The sequence below is a fragment of the Paenarthrobacter sp. TAF1 genome (assembly GCF_052113825.1).
Taxonomy (GTDB): domain Bacteria; phylum Actinomycetota; class Actinomycetes; order Actinomycetales; family Micrococcaceae; genus Arthrobacter; species Arthrobacter nicotinovorans.
The window spans coordinates 168,113-189,949 of record NZ_JBFRDO010000006.1; the positions used below are offsets into that span (position 1 = coordinate 168,113).

Sequence of the window (21,837 nt, forward strand, 5' to 3'; positions counted from 1 at the left end):
GTCGTGAACTCTTGGCTTTGGCAGGGTCAAGAGTGTCGCACCGTTATGGCCTGTGTTGGCCGGCGAGGGGACAGGTGAAGGGGTCGGCAGCGGCGAGGCCAACCTTATTCAAGTACTGGATGACGATTGAATATGAGCGCATCAGCCCGGTCTCGGTATAGGGAATATCCAGGAGAAGGCAGTGCGCTTTGACGATGTTGCTCGCCTCGCGAAGGTGCCTGCGGGGCATATCCGGAAAGAGGTGGTGTTCGATTTGGTAGTTGAGGCCACCCATGAAGAACGTCACAAACTTCCCACCCGTGATGTTGCGGGAAGTGAGCACCTGTCGGGTCAGGAAGTCGGCACGGCTGTTTTCAGGAAGGATCGGCATCCCTTTGTGGTTTGGCGCGAAGGTCCCGCCCATGTACAAACCAAAGACCGCGACTTGAACCGCGATGAACGCAGCGGCAACACCCGGGGACAGGACGAGGAACAATATTCCGAGATAGGTGCCGAAACGCAGACCCAGCAGGCCCAGCTCAAGCCACCGGAACTTGACCGGCCCTCGACGCAGCAAATACTTCAGCGAATCGATGTGCAGAGTCCAGCCAAGGAACAAAAGCAGGGGGAACAGGAGATAGCCCTGTCGTTTGCCGTAGGCCCTGGAGAACCGACCACGGTTGCCCGGCAATTCGTTGTGGAAGATGATGGCGCCTGGAGCGATGTCCGGGTCCTTGTTGACCACGTTCGGCCGTGCATGGTGCCGTGAGTGTTTGTCTGTCCAGTAGGCGTAGCTCATGCCCACCATCAGGGTGGCGAGCAGACGGGCGGTCCATTCGTTTGCCGCGCGGGACGAGAACACCTGAAGATGCGCTGCTTCATGGCCGAGCAACGCGAACTGCGTGAAAACGACGCCGAGCGCGCCGGCGACGGCGAGCTGGAGCCAGGAGTCACGCAGGAGGAAGAACGCCACCCAGACGCCGGCGCCCGAAACGCCAAGCAGCGTCAGCAGCACCAGGTAGTAACGCCGCGACCGCTCAAGCAATCCGGCTTCCTTGATTAATGTCAAGAGCCCCGCATAGCTGCTGGTGACTTTGTTGACCCGGACTCCCGACGATGCCTGCGCGGGGGAAGGCGAACGTGGGGGAACGACCGGCGGCGGCTGGTTAATGAGCGACAAGGTGTTGCCTCCTCGGATGCGCTGGAAAAGCGATGCGCTGGAAAAGCGGTGCGCTGGCAAGCAATGCCGAGGTCTGGGGCAACAACTCAAGCGTAGGCACGGAAGGTTCCGTGAGTCCATAGGAGATGGACTACGGCGGGCGATCCATTGCGAATTGTCCCAACGGGAGTGCTAGATCATCAGGGTGCGCTTGACGATAGTTTCAGCAACGTCGTGGAGATTTTGCCGGGTGGAGCGTGCATGTGCGCGCAGCACGTTGAAGGCACTGTCCATGTCCAGGTTCTTGGTCTGCGCGATGACACCCTTGGCCTGCTCGATGAGCACCCGGGTGGTCAGAGCCCGTTGCAGTTGATCGTTAAGGATGCCCGCTTCCCGAATAGTCCGTTCCTGCAGAAGGCTGATGGTTGCTACGTCGGCCATGGCCTGGGCTATGGCCGCGTCTTCGGGATTCAAGGCACCCGTTTCGGCGCCAAACAGACCCATGGCACCGATAACCCTTGTGTGGACGCGCATTGGTACTGCATGCACTGACCGGAAACCCATGTCCAGGGCGATTTGCTGGAAGGCTGGCCAGCGTTCGCCAAGGTCCCTGATGTCGTCGACGGTGACGACAGCTCCAGTCCGGTAGCACTCCACGCAGGGACCGGCGCCGGCTTCAAGTTGGAGCAACTCCACCAGCTGGCTTTGCTCGCTGGTTGAAGCCAGCAGCTGCAGGTTCCCGTCAGCGTCAGAGAGCAACAGCCCTGCCTGGGCAGCATCGAGCAAATCGACGGCGTCTTCCACGAGGGTGTGAAGCAGATCCAGGACGTCGTAGTCGGCAACGAGCGTGTCGGTAAGCTTCACGAATGTGTCGCTAAGACGCTCGGCTCTGCTTTTTATTACCATGTCAGCATTTTACTGTGGGCCGGTATCGGTGGCGCCCGCTGCCGGCGTGAAATCAAGCCGTCTGTTCACGACGTCCATTGCGGTGTCCTGCAAAGAACGTCCGCTGGCGAAGGCGTGGCCTCGCAGCAGCAGCAACGCTTCGTCGGCGGTGCTTCCTGTCTGGACCAGCACCATCCCGGTAGCCTGGTGGATTTCCCGCCGTGCCAGCGGAACGGTGGCAGTCCCGGTATCACCGTCCGGCAGTAATCCCCGCAGCAATGTCCATGCCGTCCGGTTGGCAATCCGGGCGGCACGGGCGCCCTGCTCAGTGCTGAGTTCGCGCGGTGAGGTGCAGTAAAGTTCCACGACGCCGATAACCAGGTCACCGGCCAGCAAGGGGAACACGAAGAGCGCCTTTGCATCAGTACTGCTTGCTGCTTCTGCAAAGGCGGGCCACGAGCGGACTCCAGCGTGGCTCAGATCGTTGATCATGACCGGCAGATGGGTACGGAAAACATCCCACCGTGGTCCGTCTCCAAGATCGTACTGAAGCTCATCAAGCCGCGCAGCTGTAGCGTCGGATGCGCACATCAGGGTTTCGGCCGCAGAACCTCCGAATATCGACACTGCCGCTCCGGCGATGGGCAGTTCCTCGAGGAATGCAGAACACAGGTCGCCGTGGGGACCGTGCCCTGGCGCTGAGGTCACTTCAGGCACGCTGTGTCACCTCTCATGTGATGGCTCGGCTGCACCAAGGACAACCATTCCTGTTTTTTCAAGACAGTCATTTTCAAGACAATCGCGCTCTGACTGTTACCCCAACCTTAAACCCGACGGGTGAAGAGATACCCGACGGCGGCTGTCACCGCGGTCAGTTCACGGTCGCTGGAGGCTACGCCGCCTTCAGATTTACGGCCAACTGCCCGGCCGCCGAGTGCGTCCTGCAGTGAGCGACAGCAACTTCGGCAGACGGAACGGCCCCCACTTGGGAGGGCCGTTCGGTCGAATGCTGCTACCTAGTGTCCGGCGTCGGCCGCCGCTTTCTTTTTGGCGTCCTTTTCCGCGTCCTTCTCAGCGCGCAGCGCTTCCGCCTCGTGCTGCTCCTCAGCTTTTTCATGGTGGATAACCTCGGCGAAGAGTTTCTCCATTTCCTTCGCCACACCAGCTGCCGAGGCAGGATTCTGTCCGGTTACCAGCCGTTCATCCACGACGACTTTCTCTTCAAAGACACCTGCGGAGACATGGTGCGCTCCCTGTTCTTCCAAACGGTCGGCAAGAAAGAACGGGATGACCTTGTCCTTCCCGGCGGCGACTTCTTCGTCGTTGGTGAATGCGGCCACGTCCCGACCCTGGACGAGCCGGAAACCATCCTTCAATTCCACATTCAGCAGCCCGGCGGGACCATGACAGACAGCGCCCACCAAGCCACCGGCGTCGTAAACGCTCGCTACCAGCCGCTGCAGTCCTTCACTGTCGGGGAAATCCCACATGGTGCCGTGACCTCCCACGAGGTAGACGGCATCATATTGCTCCGGGTCTATGACGTCGACGCGGGCAGTGTTGTAGAGCCCGGCGCGCGTCGTCTCGTCCTGCGTGAAAGCAACCTGGACGGGATCATCGGTGTCTACTACGTCGCTGGGAGGCTGGCCGCCCTTGATGGAAGCAAAATCGACGAAGTGGCCCGAATCCTTGAAGACCTTCCACGGATGTGCGGCTTCGGCCACGTTGTAGCCGGTCTTTTCGCCCGTATCACCGAGCTCGGAAACGCTGGTCAGTACCATGAGGATTTTCTTCATGAAGTGCTCCTTTCGTCCACCGCCAACACTACGCCCTGGTCCAAATGGGCTCCCTGGAACCGACAGAAGGGGCCGCAAGCCGGTTTCCCTTGACGTCATGGGTGGGCGATCTCCCGTTACCGTCCATTTCTGTTGAACGTGTCACATTTGTTTGCATCCAGCCCCAGCGACCCTGATCCTTGCAAGACCTAGTTTTTTTAGCGCTTGTCAGAGCGTGCCCAATGGAGGACACAATTTATGACTAACGTTCTTTGGTTTTCTGAGCTTGGCTTGTCCGACCTTGACCAGGTTGGCGGCAAAAATGCATCGCTTGGGGAAATGGTTCGAAATCTCGCCTCTGCAGGGGTGAAGGTTCCGGGCGGTTTCGCGACGACGGCGGACGCTTACCGGCGTTTCCTGGCGGAGTCGAAGCTGGATGCGAGGATTGAACAGATTCTTGAGGGCCTGGACAGCGGCGACGTCGCCGCTTTGGCCAAGGTTGGCCAGGAAATCCGTACCCTGATCCGGGAGACCCCGTTCCCCGCGGGTTTGGAAGAAGACATCCGGACCGCCTATGAGCGCCTGACCGGGGAGCATGGTGCGGACGTGTCGTGGGCGGTGCGTTCCAGCGCCACGGCCGAGGACCTCCCCGATGCTTCCTTTGCCGGGCAACAGGAGACATTCCTGAACATCCGTGGAATCGGAAACATCCTGCACGCGATCAAGGACGTCTTCGCGTCGCTGTACAACGACAGGGCGATTGCCTACCGGGTCCACCATGGATTCACGCATTCGGAAGTAGCGCTCTCTGCCGGTATCCAGCGGATGGTTCGTTCCGACGTCGGCGCCTCCGGCGTCATGTTCACCATGGACACCGAAACCGGCTTCACCGACGCCGTGTTCATCACGTCGTCTTACGGACTGGGGGAAGCTGTGGTCCAGGGGGCAGTGAACCCTGACGAATTCTATGTCTACAAGCCTGCCTTGGCGGCGGGCCGGCCGGCAGTTCTCAAGCGCGGTCTGGGCGGGAAGGCCGTGCAGATGGTGTACACGGAATCCGAAGAGGTCGGCCGGACCGTCGACTTCATCCCCGTGCCGCAGGACTCCCGGAGCCGGTTCAGCCTGACCGACGCGGAGGTCGAGCAGCTTGCCCGCCATGCCGTGGCGATCGAGCGGCACTATGGCCGTCCCATGGACATCGAGTGGGGCAAGGACGGTGTGGATGGGGAGCTCTACATCCTGCAGGCCCGCCCGGAAACGGTTGAGTCACGCAAGGCAGCGGGCGTCACGTCCCGCTACACGCTCACCGAGCGGTCCACAGTCTTGGTCGAGGGGCGCGCGATCGGTCAGCGCATAGGCGCCGGCCAGGTCCGGGTACTGTCTTCGATTGACCAGATGGCCTCGTTCCAGGAGGGCGACGTTCTTGTCGCGAACATGACGGACCCCGACTGGGAACCGATCATGAAGAAGGCTGCTGCGATCGTCACGGACCGTGGCGGGCGGACTTGCCACGCTGCGATCATCGCCCGCGAACTGGGCATCCCTGCGGTCGTCGGCACAGGATACGCCTCGCAGATCCTCAAGGACGGCGCCCCGGTGACGGTGTCCTGTGCCGAGGGCGAAGCGGGGCTCGTGTATGAAGGCCTGCTGGATTACACGCTCCAGGAGACCAGCCTGGAGACCATGCCGGAGGCTCCGGTGAAGATCATGATGAACGTCGGAACCCCGGAGCAGGCATTCAGTTTCGCCAAGCTCCCCAACCATGGCGTCGGCCTGGCCCGGCTGGAGTTCATCATCAACCGCCAGATCGGTGTCCACCCCAACGCCTTGCTGGCAGTGGCCGGAGAGATCGAGCGCCCGGCAACACTGGACGATTACACCGTCCGTCTCATCCAGGAAAAGATCGCCGCCTACGACGGCCCCCGCGATTACTACGTCAAGCGCCTGGCCGAGGGCATCTCGACCATCGCCGCGGCCTTCGCACCGGAGCCAGTGATCATCCGGCTCTCGGACTTCAAATCGAACGAATACGCCAACCTGGTGGGCGGTCCGGCCTTCGAACCCGAAGAAGAAAACCCGATGATCGGCTACCGGGGCGCCTCCCGGTATCTCTCTGCGGCCTTCCGGCAGGCCTTCGAACTCGAATGCGAAGCACTGAAGTTTGTGCGCAACGAGATGGGCCTGACGAATATCAAGCTCATGGTTCCGTTCGTGCGGACCCTCGACGAGGCACGCGGCGTGACCGAGCTGCTCGCGGCCAACGGGCTGAGGCGGGGAGAAAACGGGCTGGAGATCGTGATGATGTGCGAACTGCCCGCGAACGCGCTCCTGGCCGATGAGTTCCTGGAGTACTTTGACGGCTTCTCGATCGGTTCCAACGACCTGACCCAGCTCACCTTGGGCCTCGACCGTGACTCCGCTCTTGTGGCCGAAGGCTTCGATGAGCGCAATCCGGCTGTGACCAAACTGCTGGAAATGGCCATTGCCGCCTGCCGAGCCAAGGGACGGTACGTCGGGATCTGTGGTCAGGGACCCAGCGACCACCCGGACTTTGCCGAGTGGCTCCTGGGGCAAGGCATCAGCTCCATCTCGTTGAACCCGGACGCGGTGACTGAGACCTGGCTGCGCCTGGCCCGCTCAACCAACGTCACCAGCCCCACCGTCTAAATGACCGAGCATCAAACCGTGGGGGCAGGCTCCGTGCCTTCCCCCACGGTGTTCTTTCTCTCCGACAGCACCGGGATTACGGCCGAGACGCTCGGCAATACGCTGCTCACCCAGTTTCCTGGCCAACGGCTAGAGCGGCGCACCATCCCCTTCATCACTACCATCGAGCAGGCGCGCGAGGTCGTTGCGCTGATCGACCGGGTTGCGGCCACAGGTCCTGACCCGATCATCTTTTCCACGGCCGTCGGGCAGGACATCCGTGCGGTTCTCTCCAAAAGCCGCGGGCAGTTTTTCGACCTGTTCGGTGCGCACATCGGGAAACTTGAACAGACCCTCGGCGCAACGGCCAACGGAAAACCGGGCCAGGCCCACGGCGTGGGGGATGCCGTCCGCTATCAGTCCCGCATGGCCGCCGTCGAATATGCCATCGAACACGACGACGGCCAATCACTTCGGGCGCTCGAACGCGCCGAGCTGATTCTTATCGCTCCTTCCCGTTGCGGTAAGACTCCGACCACCATGTATCTGGCCCTGCAGCACGGCATCCTTGCCGCGAACTTCCCCTTGGTCGAGGAAGATTTCGACAACATGTCACTACCTGCGCCCCTGCTGCCTTTCGCAAGCAAGTGCTTTGGACTGACGTCGCAACCCGTCCGGCTGAGCCAGATCCGTCAGGAACGCCGGCCGGGCAGCAGCTACGCATCGCTGAACCAATGCACCTTCGAGTTGCGCAACGCCGAAGACATGTACCGGGCCAACAACATTCCCTATGTGAACTCCGCTTCCATGTCCGTGGAGGAAATTTCTGCCACTGTCCTCCAACGCATGCAACTGCACCACTGACAGCGTTGCGTTCTATCCGGTGGTATCAGGAAGGGTGGCACGGCGGGCCTGCCCGGATGGGATATGTTGTTGTGCGCCGCCCTCGTCGCCAACGCACGTGGGGATCCGGCCAGCGACATGCAAAACCCTGAGTCAGGAGTACCCGTGCCCGGAAGCCCACGTGATGGCATAGATGCCCAGATTCTGGCGGAGCTTCGGCGCAACGCCCGCATCAGCCTGGCGCAGCTGGGCGAGAAGGTACTCCTGTCCCGCAATGCCGTGCGGCAGCGGATCGAGCGGATGGAGCGTGATGGCTTCATCAAGGGCTACACCATCAGGGAGTCTGCAGCTGAGGCCACCCGGACCGTGAATGCCGTGTTGATGATCCAACGGCATGACCGCATGCGCGGCAGTGATGTCATCGCCGGCCTGCGGGCCATTCCCGAAATCGCTACCTGTGATGTGGTAAGCGGCGAACTCGATCTCATCGTCCGGGTCGAGGCTCCGGACGCTGCAAGGATCCAGGAGATCTGGAGGCAGGTTTCTGAGTTCCCCGGAGTCCGTGACATCACTACCGCGTTGTCACTCTCGACGGTCATTGACAGGCAGTCACCACGCTGATCGCATCCCTGCAGGAATCGGCGGCCATCAATCTTTCCGCCTGCTCGGGCTGGAGCAGGCCCTCACTGACAGCGATGTCGAAGACACTCTGTCCTGAGACGAGTGCCCTGTGGGCGACCCCGGCTGCCACCGCGTACCCCAGGACGGGCAGCAGTGCCGTGGCCTGGGCCGTGGACGCGCGTGCCCTGGACCGAAGCAGTGCTTCGTTGGCTTCGACGCCGGAGACGCATAGCTCGCGCAGGACGTCGCAGCCGTTGGTCAGCCAACTCAGTGACTGCAGCAAGGCGTGGGCGATGACCGGCTCGAACGCGTTCAGCTGAAGCTGTCCGTTGTCAGCTGCCATGGTGACAGTGACATCGGCGCCAGCGACTAAGAACGCAATCTGGTTGATGACCTCGGGGATGACCGGGTTGACCTTTCCAGGCATGATCGAGGAGCCCGCTTGCCGCGGGGGCAGCCGGATCTCTGCGAGCCCTGTCTGGGGTCCGCTGGATAGCAGGCGCAGGTCACTGCAGATTTTGGAGAGCTTGATGGCAGTGCGTTTGAGTGCCCCGGAGAACGTCATGAACGCCCCGGTATCCCAAGTTGCTTCAACAAAATCGTGGGCACGGGTCAACTGGACCCCGCTGACCGCAGAAAGCTTGTCGATGACCCGCTCCACATACCGCGGGTCCGCGGTGATGCCGGTGCCGATCGCTGTGGCGCCCAGGCTGCATTCGCGCAGCAGGGCGGCTGCTTCGCGAAGGCGGCGCTGGTCTTCCTCGAGCGTGACGGCGAAGGCAGTGAATTCCTGCCCGAGCGTCATGGGCACGGCGTCCTGCAATTGCGTGCGTCCGATTTTGGGGATGTCCGCGAACACGTGGCCGCGTTCGGCGAACGATTCGGACAACAGGGCCAGTTGTTTCAGCAGGTCTTCGAGTGCGAACACGAGGGCCAAGCGCACGGCTGTCGGGTAGACGTCGTTGGTGGACTGGCATTTGTTGACGTGCCCGATCGGGTCGATCACTTCGTAGGACCCCCGGGGGTGACCCAGGGACTCCAGGGCCAAGTTGGTGATGACCTCGTTGGCGTTCATGTTCGTCGAGGTTCCTGCCCCGCCCTGGATGACGTCCACGGGGAACGCATCGTCGACCTCGCCGGAGGCAACTGTGTCGCAGGCCGAGGCGATCGCCAGGCCAATATCGTCCGGGATCAGGCCCAGCTCGGTGTTGGTCAGGGCCGCGGCCTTCTTCACAACCGCGAGGGCGCGGACGAGGTGACGGTGGGTTCCGAGCTGGAGGCCGCTGATGGGGAAATTGAGGATCGCCCGTTCGGTGTGGATGCCCCAGAGGGCGGATGTAGGAACGGCCAAGGAGCCCAGGCTGTCCCGTTCGATCCTGATCCTGGTTTCATGTCCGGTGCTGGTGCTCATGAGGCGATCGCAATGACTTTGGGTTGCGTCATTTCCTCGTAGGCGAAGTGGACCCCTTCGCGGCCCATGCTGCCGTACTTCGAGCCGCCGAACGGCATGGCATCGTGTCGGTAGTCGGAGGAATCGTTGATCATGACACCGCCGGCGTCGATGGCTTTGGCGGTCTGCAAGGCCCGGTTGAGGTCCTTGGTGAACACGCCGGCCTGCAGCGCGTACTCGCTGTCGTTGGCCAGTTCGATGGCTTCCTCAGCGGTGTCGAACGGTTCAATAAGGACGACCGGTGCGAACAGTTCCTCGCTCCAGGCCTCGCAGGTCCGGGGCACCCCGGTGAGCACGGCAGGGGTGAGGACCGGCCCGATAAGGGTCCCCCCGGTCAGCAGTTTCGCCCCGGCCGCTACGGCCTCATCGATCTTCCGTTTCGCTTCGGCGGCGGAGTCGTGGCTGATCATCGGTCCGACATCGGTGTGTTCGTTGCGGGGGTCGCCGGTTTTCAGCGCGGCGGTTTGGGTGACAAAGGCCTCCAGGAAGGTCTCGAACACTGGGCGTTGGACAAGGATCCGCTGCGCGCCGATGCAGTTCTGGCCGGCTGCCCAGAACGAACCGGACACACTGGCCTCGACGGCTGCTGGGATGTCGGCGTCGTCGAAGACGATGACGGGGGCATTACCACCAAGTTCCATGGAAAGGCGCTTGATTCCGGCATTCGCGGCGATGGCCCGGCCCGTGGCGAATCCTCCGGTGAACGAGACCATGCGGACCAGCTTGGAGGAGATGATGGTTTGCGCGACTGTCCGGTCACCGAGGACAACGGTGACGAAGTCTGAGGGAAGACCGGCCTCACGCAGCAGGTCCACCAGGAGAATGGCGGTCAAGGGTGTCAGTTGGGAGGGCTTGAGGATGACTGTGTTGCCGCCGGCGATAGCAGGGCCGAGCTTGTGGGCCACCAGGTTCAACGCGTCGTTGTAGGGCGTAATCGCCGCGATGAGCCCGAGTGGTTCACGGGTGAACCAGCCCTGTCGGTTCTCCGAACCTGCGAAGGAATCGAACGGGACGACTTCGCCGACGTTCCGGCGGGTTTCCGCCGCTGAAAGCTTGAGCGTGTTCACCGCGCGGGAGACTTCCTTGCGGGCCTGCTTGATGGTTTTCCCTGCCTCGGCGACAATCAGCTCCGCGACCTCTTGCGACCGCTGCTGCAACAGTTCCGCAGCGGAATCCAGAATCCTGCCACGCTCGTGGCGTGGCATGGCCGCCGCTGCCGGAGCGGAGGCCGCGGCACGGATGAGCTCGACACGTACCTCCGCCTCAGTGCACTGGGGCAGGGTGGCCAGGGGGCCGCCGTCGAACTTGTTACGCACCACCAAGTGCTCGGCGACGGCTTTCACGGGAGACTCGGCAATGGCTGTCTCAGGCACGGACGGCTCCTTTGGCGAATTCGTCGACGGCGATGATGTCGGAAATGAGGGCGTAGGCGGTTTCGACGCGACCAGCGCCCGGGCCGGACACGGTAACTGCACCGAGCAGGTCGGTGGTGAAGGACACTGCATTGGTGGCACCGGAAATGCCAGCCAACGGGTGATCCGCCGGGAGGGCTACGGGCTGGACGGTAGCGACGATGCGGCCATCTTCTTCACGGCGTGCCTCGCCGATCAGCTTCCACCGGGAGCCGCCCGCCAAGGCCTGGGTAACGTCGTCGCTGGTGATGTCCTGGATACCGGTGGTCTCCACATCGCCGGGGCGGATGCTTGCCCCCAGCAATTCGTTGGCCAGGATCGCGACCTTCAACCGGACATCGGACCCTCCAATGTCGGCGGTCGGATCAGCCTCGGCATATCCGAGAGCCTGGGCTTCGGAAATGGCTTCATCCAGGCCCAATCCGGCTTCCATGCGGCCAAGCACGTAGTTGCTGGTCCCGTTCAGGATCCCCTGAACCGCGTTCAGTTCCAGACCTCCGAGCATCTTGTGCGCCAGACGGATGACGGGTGTTCCGCTCATGACAGCGCCTTCGTACTCGAAGCGGACGCCGTTCTCGGCTGCTAGTGTGCGAAGTTCCTGGCCGTGCAAGGCCACGGGACCCTTGTTGGTGGTCACCACATGCTTGCCCGACTCAAGGGCCCACTTCACATGCGAAACGGCGGGTTCCCCGTCAACGGGACTGGTGAAAGTTGCTTCGACGACGATGTCGGCCGGGCTGTTCTTGATGACGTCCTCGTTTCGCGGGTCCGGGCTGCCGCCGGGGAGACCCTCGAAGGTCGAGCCTCGCGGCATGGCCAGAACCGAGGCCAGATCGATGCCCTCACCTTGGACAAGCGAACCAAAAGCCAGGTCGGTGATCGCTACGATGCGGAGCTCGAAGCCGAGGGAAGCGAATCGTCCGGGTTCATCGCGGATCAGCTCGGCCAAGGCGCGGTTCACGCCTCCGAAACCAATCAGGGCCAGGTTGTACGTCGTCACAGTGATCTCCTTGATAGGGCGGTAATGCTGTTCCTCAAGCCTCTAACCCGGGAGTGTCAGTTCCCTAGGTACAAAACGCTCGTCCGGCATGACGAAACGACCAAAGAAGCGCGCTTTTCGCCCCTTCCGGCCACCCAATAAGCTGTAGCTGTGAACGAGCTTCCGGATACTGGCCCCTTTTTTCACGGCACTAAAGCCAGGCTCCGCACAGGAGACCTGCTGCGGGCGGGCTTCAGGTCGAACTACCGTCCCGAAGTAGTGATGAACCATATCTATTTCACGGCGCTGCGGGACGGGGCAGGTCTCGCTGCGGAACTCGCGGCCGGTGAGGGTGAGCCGCGGGTGTACGAGGTGGAGCCGACCGGGACGTTCGAGGACGATCCAAACGTCACGGACAAGAAATTTCCGGGAAATCCCACCAGGTCCTATCGGAGCACTGCACCGCTGAGGGTGGTCGGTGAGGTCACGGACTGGACGCGGCTCGCGCCGGAGGCCCTGCAAGCCTGGAAGGACCGCTTGGCAGCAATCCTTGCCGACGATCGCGGCGAGATTATCAACTGACGGAGAACAGGACAGCCAGGACAGGCAGCACCGGGATGCGCAGAGGCCATCCGTGGCCGCTTGTCGAGAAGTACCAAGCATGCTTGGCTTATCGAAATGGCCCGGTGCGCCCGGGCCCGACAGCTGGAGGCGGCATGCCCAAGACCGGGAAGACCCATCACGCCCTCAAGAACGAACTGCCATCGACGCTGCAGCGTTCGGAGCAAAAGGCCCAGGATACGTTCGCCAAGACCTACGATTCGGCAATGGAGTCCTATGGCAATGATTCCAGCCGGGCAGCCCGGACCGCATTTGCCGCCTTGAAACACAGTTACGAGAAGGTGGGGGACCACTGGGAGCCCAAGGAAGAGCGAGGTCCTTCGGACGCCCACGCCGAAGGGGGCGTCGATTCGCCCATGCCAACGGCAGGGGGAGTTGATGCCAATGCTTCCAAGGGCCACCTATACCAACTGGCGCAACAGCTTGGGATCAGTGGCCGTTCGAAGATGTCCAAGGACGAACTCGTGCAGGCGCTGCAGAAGGCCAATGATGCGGCCACACGGAAGGCCAGGGAGAGCTGAGCGGGGTTGGACATGCCTTTGGCAGGGCCACCGTTTGGTGGCCCTGCCAAAGGTGCGTTGGCATCCAGTCCTGCGCCCGTCCTTCGGGCTACCTGTTGCGATGGTGTGCAGGATGTGATTCCGAACGCCCGCCGGGAGTGATTGTTTCGGCAGGTCTTGGAGGCTCGGTGCCGCCGGAGTCCCCTACATGATTCCGGTCGGTACCAGCAGTGCCCAGGCCAGGGCCGGGGCGACGAGGACCACGCCGCCCGCGTAGGCCATGAGCTGCTTGTAGACGCGCTGGCGGTCGTCTTCACGGGCGTTGGCCACAACCAGTGCTCCGTCAGTGGAGAAGGGGGACACGTCCACCACGGTTGCCGCAATGGCAAGGGCTGCCACCGTCCCGGAGGCGCTGAGCGAGCTTGTTGCCAGCAGCGGTCCGGCCAAAGGAATGAAAGCCGTGAGGAGGGCGGTGGAAGAGGCGAAAGCTGAACCGACGCCGATCACGTAGCAGAGGACCAGTGCGATGAGCAGCGGTGCCCCGAGCGCGAGCGCTTGTTCGGCGAGGGTGTCAATGACACCCACGTGCTGGAGCAGTGAGACGTAGGTGATCATGCCTGCGACCAGAAGAACGGTCGACCAGGAGACCCCGCCGATGAAGGTCCGGTGTTCCTTGATGTTGACCAGGGCCAGCAGAAGTCCGGCGGAAAGCGCCACGAAGCCGATGGGCATGTGGAAGCCCAAGGCGCAGACGAGCATGGCGGCAATCAGTGCAAGCGTGAGGAGCTGCTGGCCGTGGGGGCGTGCAGTGCGCGTCGTGTCGAGGTCGGCGTGCTGGCCGGCCGCGCCGTCGCGGAGCTTTCCGAGCAGGGCGAACAGAACCACGGTGAGGATGGAAAGGATGAGGTTGAGCGCGAAGCTTGCCCCGAAGAGCGCACCCTGCGAGATGGGGAAGCCGTTCTTCACTGCGATGTCGTGAACCAGGACGCCGGCCACGGACAGCGGGGAGAATCCACCCGCGTGGGCGCCGTTGATGATGAAGGCGCCCATCAGGACGGGGTGGATGCGTGATTCGTAGGCCAGTCCGATCGCTGCTGGGGCCAGCAGGGCGACGGCGGCGGGGGAGAAGGTGCCCAGTGACGTCAGGGCTGCGGCCAGAAGGAAGAACACCCAGGGCAGCAGCAGGGTTTTGCCCCGGACCAGCCGGACGCAGGTCTGGACGATGATGTCGACGGTGCCGTTGCGCTGGGCCATGCTGAAGAAGTACGTCACGCCAATGATGGTGATGACGATGTTGGCGGGGAAGTCAGCAAGGATTTCCTTGTCGCTCATGCCAAGCATGAAGTAGCCGACGCCGAAGGAGGCTACCAGCCCCATCACTCCGATGTTCAAAGGCCACTTCGTGGCGACAACGAACATCACCACGAGTATGACCAGCGGGATGATCTGCGTGGCGGTCATGGTCGGCTCCGATTCCGGGGTGGCCGCCGGGTTGAACAGGGCACCCCCGAACAGGATGGCGACCAGACCCAGGATGACGGAAGCGGCAACCGTTACCAGCAGGATACGGCGGCGCGTAGTGGGACGCTTGGAACTCTCGTCCTTGATATCGCTCTCGGCGTCGGGAGCTGGTTGGTAAATAGTCTTAGCCATGGTGTTCTCTCCTCATCGAGTGGCTGTTTCCAGTGAGGCTTCGACGGCGTTGCCGAGAGTCTCCGGGAGGTGGATGATGCTGGTGGCGATGGTGCGGGCTGTCCGGTCAACGCCTACCAGGATGGAGCCTTGGTGCTCCTCGCTCCAGGTTTCGATGACACCGGCAGGTGTGCGGAGCTTCAGCGTTGGATGGACTGCGTTGCCGGTGATGGCGTTGAGTACTGTTCCGGGTGTGCGTGCGGCGAGCGTCAGGGCGATGCTGCCGGTGATGGCCAAGGCTGGATGCGGCTTGCCCATGGAGAGCATCATGACGTTGACGTCGCAGTCCGGACCTGAATCGCCGGGAGCGCCGACGATTGCCAACTTGGGTACGGCGCGGGCTGCTTGCGCAGGAGTCGCTGCCATCCCCATGCGCACTGCTGCCTGGCGGCGAATGGCGTCCAGTGTTTCCAGATGCTGCTCCACGTGTTCCGTCCACGTGTCGTAGCGGGATATGTCGAGTCCGAGGTCTTCGGCACGGACGATGACGACCGGGGCGCCGGCATCCACCATCGATACTGTCCAGGATTTCCCGCCGGCAAGGACCGTTTCGCTTGCCGTCCCCGTGGGTAGCAGCTCTCCGGTGGTCTTGCCTGCCGGGTCCTGGAAGCCGAGGCCCACTTTGAAACCGGGAAAGGCAACGCCTGGCATCTGCGCGTCCGGAACGATGGGCAAGGCTCCGGAGGGAGTGGCCACCTGTTGGATGATGAGCTGCCCGGTGTTGGTATTGCGGGTGACAATTCGAGTGGTGTCACCCTTTGGGGTGACCCAGCCCTTTTCGATGGCATACAGACCCACTACTGCTGAGCAGTTTCCGCAGTTGCTGCCCCAGTCCACGGTGGCTTCTTCGATCCCTACCTGGGCGAAAGTGAATTCCACGTCAACGGAGGGGTCTGAAGGGCGGCGAAGGATCATCGCCTTGCTGGTGGTGGAGGTAGCGCCGCCCACCCCGTCGATTTGCCGTGAATCGGGGCTTCCAAAAAGTCGTGGAAGCAATTCGTCAAGGTCGATGCTCGTTTCGTTCAGGGTTTCGGTCTCGAAGACCCAGCACTTGCTGGTGCCTCCACGCATCCATTCCGCTTCTATCTTCATCTGTCCTGCACTCCTTCTGCCGTTACCCGGCGGCCTCTTCAATCAGCATGAGCCGGATCACACATGAAGACAATGTGCAATATCTGAAGGAGTATGTAGTATCGCTTCATTCACTGACGGAGCATGGCTGAATCGATGATCTTCATCGGAGATGGGACAGTTGATCGGGCTTTCTGCCACGCGCAGAGGCAGGGGCGTGTATAGAATGAACAAATCATTCAGAAGGGTGCAGAAATGCTTAACGATGAAGCCCGTGATTTATATGATCTCCGCAGGCTCGCCTTGCTCGTGGAGGTTGTCGAGCAGGGATCCATCACTGCCGCGGCRGACACCATGATGTACACCCCGTCGGCAGTATCGCAGCAATTGCGCAAGCTCGAGCAAGAGGTGGGGCAGCCGCTGCTGAACCGACGCTCCCGTGGAGTGGTTCCCACCGAAGCCGGCCAAGTACTGGCAGGCCATGCGCGGAAGATCGTCGGGCAGATCCGGGCAGCACAGTCGGACCTGGACCAGATCGCGGGTCTGCGGCGGGGGTCCCTGACGATTGGTACCTTTCCCACGCTCGCGGGATCTTTCCTCCCCGTGGTGATCCGCGCCTTCAAGAAGAGGTACCCGGCCATCAGCCTGTCGGTTCGAAGTGCCCGGTTCGATGAGTTGGTTTCGGACCTCGAGTCCGGAGTAACAGGCCTCTGCCTGCTCTGGGACTACCCTTGGAACCCCTTCGAAGACGACTCCATCAGGACCACCGAGGTTTTCCAGGAGAGCACCGTCATCCTCGTTGCCAAAGGACATCCGTTGGCCGACCGTGACGAAGTAACCATGGGCGAACTCAGGAAAGAGTCGTGGATTGTCCGCGCTGATGCCCACCCCGTGGTGGAAGTTCTCCAGCGGTCCGCACACGACGCCGGCTTTGAACCCACCATTGGTTTCCTGGCCAATGACTACCAGGAAGCCCAAGCCATGGTGAGTGTCGGAATGGGCGTAGCCATGGTGCCCAAGACAGCTGTGGCGCTGCAGCATCCCGACGTCAGGGTCCTGGGCCTTGGCGCCGGCGCGCCCCTGCGGCGCGTACTGCTGGCCCAACGTCAGGACAAGGTGTACGCACCGGCGGAAGTGGCGTTCCACACCACGCTTCTTGAGATCGCCCGCGAGCGGGCCGGCGAGTACCTCTGACGGGTTCCGGTCGCCCTGTCGAGCTGCCGTCAACGCATCTGGCGAGCTGCCGTCGACGCACGACGGCGACCTGCCGCCGTCGCTCATGATGTTCCGGTGGACGCGTCCCATGGGGTTGCTTCCAGTGCGGACAGCAGAGACGAAGTCGCGCAATGAGCCAGCGATTTCCTGTCCCGGATCCTGTTTTGGTTCGAAGGTGCCGGGAAGCGAGGAAGTTGGTTGCGTGTCACCGTCCCAGAGCACAGTTCCGTGTTCGCCGCTGATGCGCCACGAGGCGTTCCAGGACGTTTCCTGTCCCGGGCTGCACCAGCTGCCGGTGAACACGAAACGCTCGCCGCCACTCATTTCGAAGATGGCGGTGGCCCCGGCATCGCCGCGATACCAGCTCCAGGAAGGGTTGTATTCCTCGCAGAACACCGAAACGGGATCGGCGTCGAGGAGGAAGCGGGCCATGTCGAACTGGTGGATGGCCATGTCGAGCAGGAGCGGATGGTCCATCGCGTCACGGAACCCGCCGAAGTGCGGTGCCTTGAAGAACTCGGCTGAGACGATGCCGACCGGCCCCACGGACGATGACAGATGCTTGGCCTCAAACAGGTACTTGTTGTAGCGGCGTGACTGGCTGACCATGAACAACTGGCCATGCAATTCCGCGGCTGCTGCCAGGGAAAGACCCTGCGCCACGGTGGACGCCACGGGCTTTTCGCCGAGGACCGGCAGTCCGGCAGCCAGCGCTTCGGTGGTGACCGGGTGATGGGCCGCCGGGACGGTGACGTTGATGACTGCCTGGGCGCCGACGTCGGACGCCAACTGCGCGGTGCGCGCACCGACCGGGAGGTCGGGACGGCCCAATGACGCGGCAGCCGCACGCGCGGCTTCAAGGTCCAGGTCAACGATGCCGACGAGCTCCACCAGTGGCGATTCCTCCAAGGTACGGAGCCATGCCTGGCCCATCCCTCCGGCGCCGACAACGATGACGCGAAGGCGGTTCCCGTCGTCTGGGATGGTGGCAAAGGGGGTGTTCACGCGTTGGCTCCCTGGTAGCTCTTGCCGTTGAAGAAGTCGTTGGTGTCGTAGCGGAGCAGTTCCGGGACGGCGCGTTCCGGGCGATCGGTGACGGCCCATTCGACGGCGTTGGCGATTACCTTTCGGATGTCCTTGTGGTGGTAGACGGGGTAGTCCTGGTCACCGGGGCTGAAGAAGAAGATCTTGCCGTGGCCCCGACGGAACGTGCACCCGGAACGGAATACTTCGCCGCCGCTGAACGAGCTGATGAACACGAGTTCTTCGGGCGTGGGGATGTCGAAGAACTCGCCATACATTTCCTGCTGGGGTATCTCGATGGGGTGCGGAATTCCCTTGGCGATGGGGTGGGTGGGGTCGACGGTCCACACGAGTTCACGGTCCTGCTCGGAGCGCCAACGCAGGGTGCAGGAAGTCCCCATGAGCTTGGTGAAGATCTTGGACCAGTGGCCCGAGTGCAGCACGATCAGCCCCATGCCAGCCAGGACGTGCCGGTGAACGCGTTCGACGATTTCATCCTCGACGTCTGCGTGAGACATGTGTCCCCACCAGGTGAGGACGTCGGTGTTGGCGAGGACTTCCTCGGTGAGGCCGTGTTCCGCTTCGTCCAGCGTCGCTGTCCGGACCTCGACGTCGGAGCCCAGGTTCTCCTCGATACCTGCCTTGATGGCGCCGTGCATTCCCTCGGGGTAGAGCTTCGCGACCAGTTCGTCGCGCTTCTCGTGCCGGTTCTCGCTCCACACGGTGACGCGGATGGGCTTGATGTCAGACATGGTGATGCTCCTTGTTAGTGATGAGGGGCGGTCTACTTGACCGCGCCGCCGGTGGTCCCCGCGGCGATGTATTTCTGGGCCGCGACCAAAAGGACGATGGCCGGGATGGAGGCGAGTACCGCCGTCGCCATGACCGAACTCCAGTCGTTCACATACGCGCCGATGTACTGGAAGATGCCCAACGTGACCGGCCGGACGGCCTCCGTGGTGGTCAGGGTGAGGGCGAACAGGAAATCGCTCCAGGCGAACAGGAACGTGAACAGGCCCGCGGTAATCAGCGAGTTTCGGCTCAGCGGAAGGACGATCGACCAGAACGCCCGTAGATGTCCGGCGCCGTCCACCCTTGCCGCTTCGATCACCGAGGACGGCATGCCGTTCATGAAGGCGCGGATAATGAGGATCGCGAAGGGAATGCCGTGCGCCGAATCCGCGAGTATCAGGCCGGGGATGGAGTTGAGCAAACCGAGGTCGTTGTACGCGGTGTACAGGGCGTTGGCCACCACGATCCCCGGAATCATCTGGCTGATCAGGATCGCGAAAAGGACTATTCCGGCGCCGCGGACTTTGAAATAGGCCAAGGCGTACGCGGCCGGGGCCGCGATGGCAAGGCTTAATGCCACGCTGCCCAGCGAGATGATCAGGCTCGTCCCGAGGTTCCCTGCCTGTTCGCTGATGGCCGTGGCGTAGCCGGTGAAATCGGGTTTCAACGGGATCCAGGAGGTCTCCAGGGTGGTGCCGTTGGGCTGGAGCGAAGCGTTGACCATCCAGTACACGGGGAAGAGCATGATGGCCAGGAAGAACAGGGCCAGCGCCGTGTAGCCCCAGTTCCTGCGGCCCGGGGTGCTTGCTGCCTTGCGGCGTATGGGTGCATGCAGTGCGGTTGTCATGGGGTCCTCACTCGTCCACGGCGCGTCGGCTGGCCCGCAGGTACAAGACCGCGAAGACCAGGGAAATGATTACCAGCACGTTGCCCAAAGCCGCACCTTCACCGAACTTGAACTCGTGGAAGGACAGATCGTAGGACTGCGTGGCGATGGTTTGGGTGGAGTTGGCCGGGCCCCCGTTGGTCAGGCCCAGGATGATGTCCAGCACCTTGAGTGTGTACACGACCCCCAGTACCAAGACCACGCTGACCACCGGGCGGAGCATGGGCCAGGTGATGTGCCGGAACGATTTCCATCCGGTGGCACCATCAAGGGATCCGGCCTCGTAGAGCTCATCCGGGATCTCCTGAAGACCTCCGTAAAGAATGGTCAGGTTGAACGGGATACCAATCCAGATATTCACACCCACCACTGCAACCAGGGCCAGTGACGTACTGGTCAGCCATGGAACGCCGGTATCAATGATGCCGATGTCTCCCAGGAAGCGGTTCAGTGCTCCGCTGTCTTTGTCCAGGATCCAGCGCCACACGGCGCTGGAGACAATCAGCGGCAGCAGCCAGGGGAGAAGAAGCAGGGACCTCAGGATGCCGTTGAGCGGAAACTTGCGCTGGAAGAAGATCGCCAATGCGAGCCCGATCACGAACTGCCCAAGGATGGAGCCGATGGTGAACAGTGCGGTATTCAGCAACGACGTGGAGAATAACGACGACGACAGTACCGTCACGTAGTTGGCGAACCCCACCCACGGGGCTTCTCCTGTGAAGAACGTGGCCGTGGTGTAGTCCTGGAAACTCATGACGACGTTCTTGACCACGGGGTAGCCGAAGAACAGTGCCATGTAGATGACGGCGGGTACGAGGAACAGCCACTGGAAAATACGTTCCTTGCGTTGGCGGCCAAACCGCCGCGGACCCCGTGGGGTCACCCGAGAGTGCTCCTTGGGCGGGCTCCCCGGGGGGAGTCCCGTTGTTTCAGATACATCCGTTGTCAATGACATGGCCGGCTGCTTACTGGCCCTGGGCTTGCTTGAGGGCATCAGCGGGGGAGGCATTGCCGGTCAGTGCGGTTTGGATGGCGGTGTAGATCTTGGTGGCTTGAGCCGGCCATTCTTGGCCGAGTTCTCCGGTTCGTGCGCGGGCTGTCTTGATCAGTTCAGTAAACGTTGCGAGCTTGGGATTTTCGCTGGCGAACTTGTCGGCCAAGGTGGTCTTGGACGGAATCGTGTTACGGACCTTGGCCATTGCCAACTGGTTCTCGTCGCTGTTCAGGCAGGCAACCACTTCGGCAGCCTTGGCTTGGCGGGCTTTGTTTCCTGTCTGGGGCACGGTCCATACTTCACCGCCGAGAGGGGCAACCGCGGTCTGCCCGGCTTCACGGACGGGGATCTTCACGACGCCGTATTGCAGGGTTGGCTGCTTGTCCAGGGCCGGGATCTGCCACGGACCGTTGACCATCATGGCCGCCTTTCCTGCCATGAACTGGTCCTTCACATCCGCCTGGGTCCAGTTCAGTGCCGATGACGATACTGAGCCGCTCTTGACCAGGTCGGTCCACAGCTGGAGCGCCTGCTCCGTCTCCTTGGTGTCGATCTTCTTCTCGTCGCCGCCGTTGGACCACATGACCGGAAGGAACTGCCAGGTGCCCTCGTAGGTGGGGTTGGCGTTGAAGGCCAGCCCGTACTGGTCTCCCGCGGTGAGTTTCGCCGCGGCGGCCTTGAGTTCGTCCCAGGTGGTGGGAGGCGTAACGCCGGCCTTGTCCAGAATGTCCTTGTTGTAGAACAGGGCGATCGTGTTCACTGTGGGAGCCAGTCCGTAGACCTTGTCCTTGTACGTTCCGGCACTCAGGACGCCTTCGGCAAAGTTGTCGGTACTGATCTTGAAGTCCGACAAGGGAGCCAGGGCACCCGTCGCGGCTATCTGCTGCAAATCAGGGTTATCCAGCATCAGTACATCCGGCAGGGTCTTGGACGACGACTGCTGGAGCACTTTGGATATGAGTGATTTGCCGGGGACGGTCTCACGCTTGATGGTGACCCCTGCTTTGGTACCACAAGCAGTGAGGGCGTCGCCGATGAATGACTTGTCCGGTTCGTTGTTGTAGTAGTCCATGACCGAGACCTCGGTGACGGCTTCCGAGGATGATGCTGCGGAGGAGGAACCGCAGCCGGAGAGGGCAAGCGGCAATCCGACCAAGGCAGCGACGGCCAGGGCGGTGGGGCGGGTTTTCCTATGTGCTGACTTCATTGTCTGTTCCTTTTTCTTCGGGTGATCAAGGTAGTTGCGGCATCATCGATGCGTATCGACGATGCGTATCGATAAAGTTGTTGATAC

General features: G+C 62.1%; 19 protein-coding genes and 1 pseudogene. 6 read left to right on the forward strand and 14 right to left on the reverse strand.

The window, feature by feature from the left end:
• Window positions 1-43 precede the first annotated feature (43 nt).
• The 4 genes from AB4Y81_RS11345 to AB4Y81_RS11360 form a co-directional block, all read right to left on the reverse strand.
• Window positions 44-1,159 (reverse strand): fatty acid desaturase family protein, encoded by a 1,116-nt coding sequence (locus AB4Y81_RS11345; protein WP_416428843.1) that lies wholly within the window; start codon window positions 1,157-1,159, stop codon window positions 44-46.
• Between the two features lie 171 nt (window positions 1,160-1,330).
• The gene (locus AB4Y81_RS11350; RefSeq protein ID WP_416428842.1) at window positions 1,331-2,044 is read right to left on the reverse strand and encodes a GAF and ANTAR domain-containing protein; all 714 of its coding nucleotides are present in this window, start codon (window positions 2,042-2,044) and stop codon (window positions 1,331-1,333) included.
• Window positions 2,045-2,053: 9 nt separating this feature from the next.
• Window positions 2,054-2,740 carry a GAF and ANTAR domain-containing protein gene (locus tag AB4Y81_RS11355; RefSeq protein WP_079581267.1) on the reverse strand — a complete coding sequence of 229 codons (687 nt, stop codon included), beginning with the start codon at window positions 2,738-2,740 and terminating at the stop codon, window positions 2,054-2,056.
• 299 nt (window positions 2,741-3,039) lie between these two features.
• Window positions 3,040-3,819, reverse strand: coding sequence for a type 1 glutamine amidotransferase domain-containing protein (locus AB4Y81_RS11360; protein ID WP_193590482.1), 780 nt, complete (start codon window positions 3,817-3,819; stop codon window positions 3,040-3,042).
• A 237-nt stretch (window positions 3,820-4,056) separates the two neighbouring features.
• On the opposite strand from AB4Y81_RS11360, the gene ppsA reads away from it, so the two are divergent.
• From ppsA to AB4Y81_RS11375, 3 genes are all read left to right on the forward strand, one after another.
• Window positions 4,057-6,465, forward strand: a complete 2,409-nt coding sequence (gene ppsA / locus AB4Y81_RS11365; RefSeq protein ID WP_055976193.1) for a phosphoenolpyruvate synthase — start codon at window positions 4,057-4,059, stop codon at window positions 6,463-6,465.
• The gene (locus AB4Y81_RS11370; protein ID WP_035734266.1) at window positions 6,466-7,308 is read left to right on the forward strand and encodes a pyruvate, water dikinase regulatory protein; all 843 of its coding nucleotides are present in this window, start codon (window positions 6,466-6,468) and stop codon (window positions 7,306-7,308) included. It begins immediately after the preceding gene.
• Between the two features lie 144 nt (window positions 7,309-7,452).
• Window positions 7,453-7,908 (forward strand): Lrp/AsnC family transcriptional regulator, encoded by a 456-nt coding sequence (locus tag AB4Y81_RS11375; RefSeq protein WP_039241455.1) that lies wholly within the window; start codon window positions 7,453-7,455, stop codon window positions 7,906-7,908.
• Here the strand turns inward: AB4Y81_RS11375 and AB4Y81_RS11380 are convergent.
• From AB4Y81_RS11380 to AB4Y81_RS11390, 3 genes are read right to left on the reverse strand one after another with little or no spacing between them, the layout of a single operon-like run.
• Complete coding sequence (locus AB4Y81_RS11380) at window positions 7,883-9,319, reverse strand: aspartate ammonia-lyase (protein WP_416428838.1); 1,437 nt, start codon at window positions 9,317-9,319, stop codon at window positions 7,883-7,885. The two genes, AB4Y81_RS11375 and AB4Y81_RS11380, sit on opposite strands and share 26 nt — an antisense overlap.
• Complete coding sequence (locus AB4Y81_RS11385) at window positions 9,316-10,731, reverse strand: aldehyde dehydrogenase family protein (protein ID WP_416428836.1); 1,416 nt, start codon at window positions 10,729-10,731, stop codon at window positions 9,316-9,318. The genes AB4Y81_RS11380 and AB4Y81_RS11385 overlap by 4 nt, the downstream gene beginning before the upstream one ends.
• Window positions 10,724-11,770, reverse strand: coding sequence for a homoserine dehydrogenase (locus tag AB4Y81_RS11390; RefSeq protein WP_431230545.1), 1,047 nt, complete (start codon window positions 11,768-11,770; stop codon window positions 10,724-10,726). Before AB4Y81_RS11390 ends, AB4Y81_RS11385 begins: the two co-directional genes overlap by 8 nt.
• A 150-nt stretch (window positions 11,771-11,920) precedes the next feature.
• Here AB4Y81_RS11390 and arr point away from each other — a divergent pair, with 150 nt between their 5' ends.
• Together arr and AB4Y81_RS11400 are read left to right on the forward strand one after the other, a co-directional pair.
• The gene (gene arr / locus AB4Y81_RS11395) at window positions 11,921-12,331 is read left to right on the forward strand and encodes an NAD(+)--rifampin ADP-ribosyltransferase (RefSeq protein ID WP_189075637.1); all 411 of its coding nucleotides are present in this window, start codon (window positions 11,921-11,923) and stop codon (window positions 12,329-12,331) included.
• A 134-nt stretch (window positions 12,332-12,465) separates the two neighbouring features.
• Window positions 12,466-12,891: a ChaB family protein gene (locus AB4Y81_RS11400; RefSeq protein WP_413302112.1), complete on the forward strand. Its 426-nt coding sequence runs from the start codon at window positions 12,466-12,468 to the stop codon at window positions 12,889-12,891.
• A 183-nt stretch (window positions 12,892-13,074) separates the two neighbouring features.
• Here AB4Y81_RS11400 and AB4Y81_RS11405 read toward each other — a convergent pair whose 3' ends face one another.
• Together AB4Y81_RS11405 and AB4Y81_RS11410 are read right to left on the reverse strand one after the other, a co-directional pair.
• Window positions 13,075-14,523, reverse strand: a complete 1,449-nt coding sequence (locus tag AB4Y81_RS11405) for an SLC13 family permease (RefSeq protein WP_018779670.1) — start codon at window positions 14,521-14,523, stop codon at window positions 13,075-13,077.
• A 12-nt stretch (window positions 14,524-14,535) separates the two neighbouring features.
• Window positions 14,536-15,654 (reverse strand): PrpF domain-containing protein, encoded by a 1,119-nt coding sequence (locus AB4Y81_RS11410; RefSeq protein WP_441995897.1) that lies wholly within the window; start codon window positions 15,652-15,654, stop codon window positions 14,536-14,538.
• Window positions 15,655-15,888: 234 nt separating this feature from the next.
• On the opposite strand from AB4Y81_RS11410, the gene AB4Y81_RS11415 reads away from it, so the two are divergent.
• Window positions 15,889-16,827 (forward strand): LysR family transcriptional regulator, encoded by a 939-nt coding sequence (locus AB4Y81_RS11415; protein ID WP_018779668.1) that lies wholly within the window; start codon window positions 15,889-15,891, stop codon window positions 16,825-16,827.
• Window positions 16,828-16,908: 81 nt separating this feature from the next.
• Here AB4Y81_RS11415 and AB4Y81_RS11420 read toward each other — a convergent pair.
• From AB4Y81_RS11420 to AB4Y81_RS11440, 5 genes and pseudogenes are all read right to left on the reverse strand, one after another.
• A pseudogene (locus AB4Y81_RS11420) lies at window positions 16,909-17,853 on the reverse strand (Gfo/Idh/MocA family protein); the annotation flags it as partial.
• A complete protein-coding gene (locus tag AB4Y81_RS11425) occupies window positions 17,850-18,623 on the reverse strand; it encodes a ThuA domain-containing protein (RefSeq protein ID WP_441995898.1) in 774 nt (257 codons plus the stop codon). The pseudogene AB4Y81_RS11420 and the gene AB4Y81_RS11425, both read right to left, overlap by 4 nt.
• A 32-nt stretch (window positions 18,624-18,655) precedes the next feature.
• Window positions 18,656-19,510 carry a carbohydrate ABC transporter permease gene (locus AB4Y81_RS11430; protein WP_039241100.1) on the reverse strand — a complete coding sequence of 285 codons (855 nt, stop codon included), beginning with the start codon at window positions 19,508-19,510 and terminating at the stop codon, window positions 18,656-18,658.
• 7 nt (window positions 19,511-19,517) lie between these two features.
• Window positions 19,518-20,504, reverse strand: a complete 987-nt coding sequence (locus AB4Y81_RS11435) for a carbohydrate ABC transporter permease (RefSeq protein ID WP_064723333.1) — start codon at window positions 20,502-20,504, stop codon at window positions 19,518-19,520.
• Window positions 20,505-20,514: 10 nt separating this feature from the next.
• Complete coding sequence (locus AB4Y81_RS11440) at window positions 20,515-21,750, reverse strand: sugar ABC transporter substrate-binding protein (RefSeq protein ID WP_189075632.1); 1,236 nt, start codon at window positions 21,748-21,750, stop codon at window positions 20,515-20,517.
• Window positions 21,751-21,837: the final 87 nt, after the last annotated feature.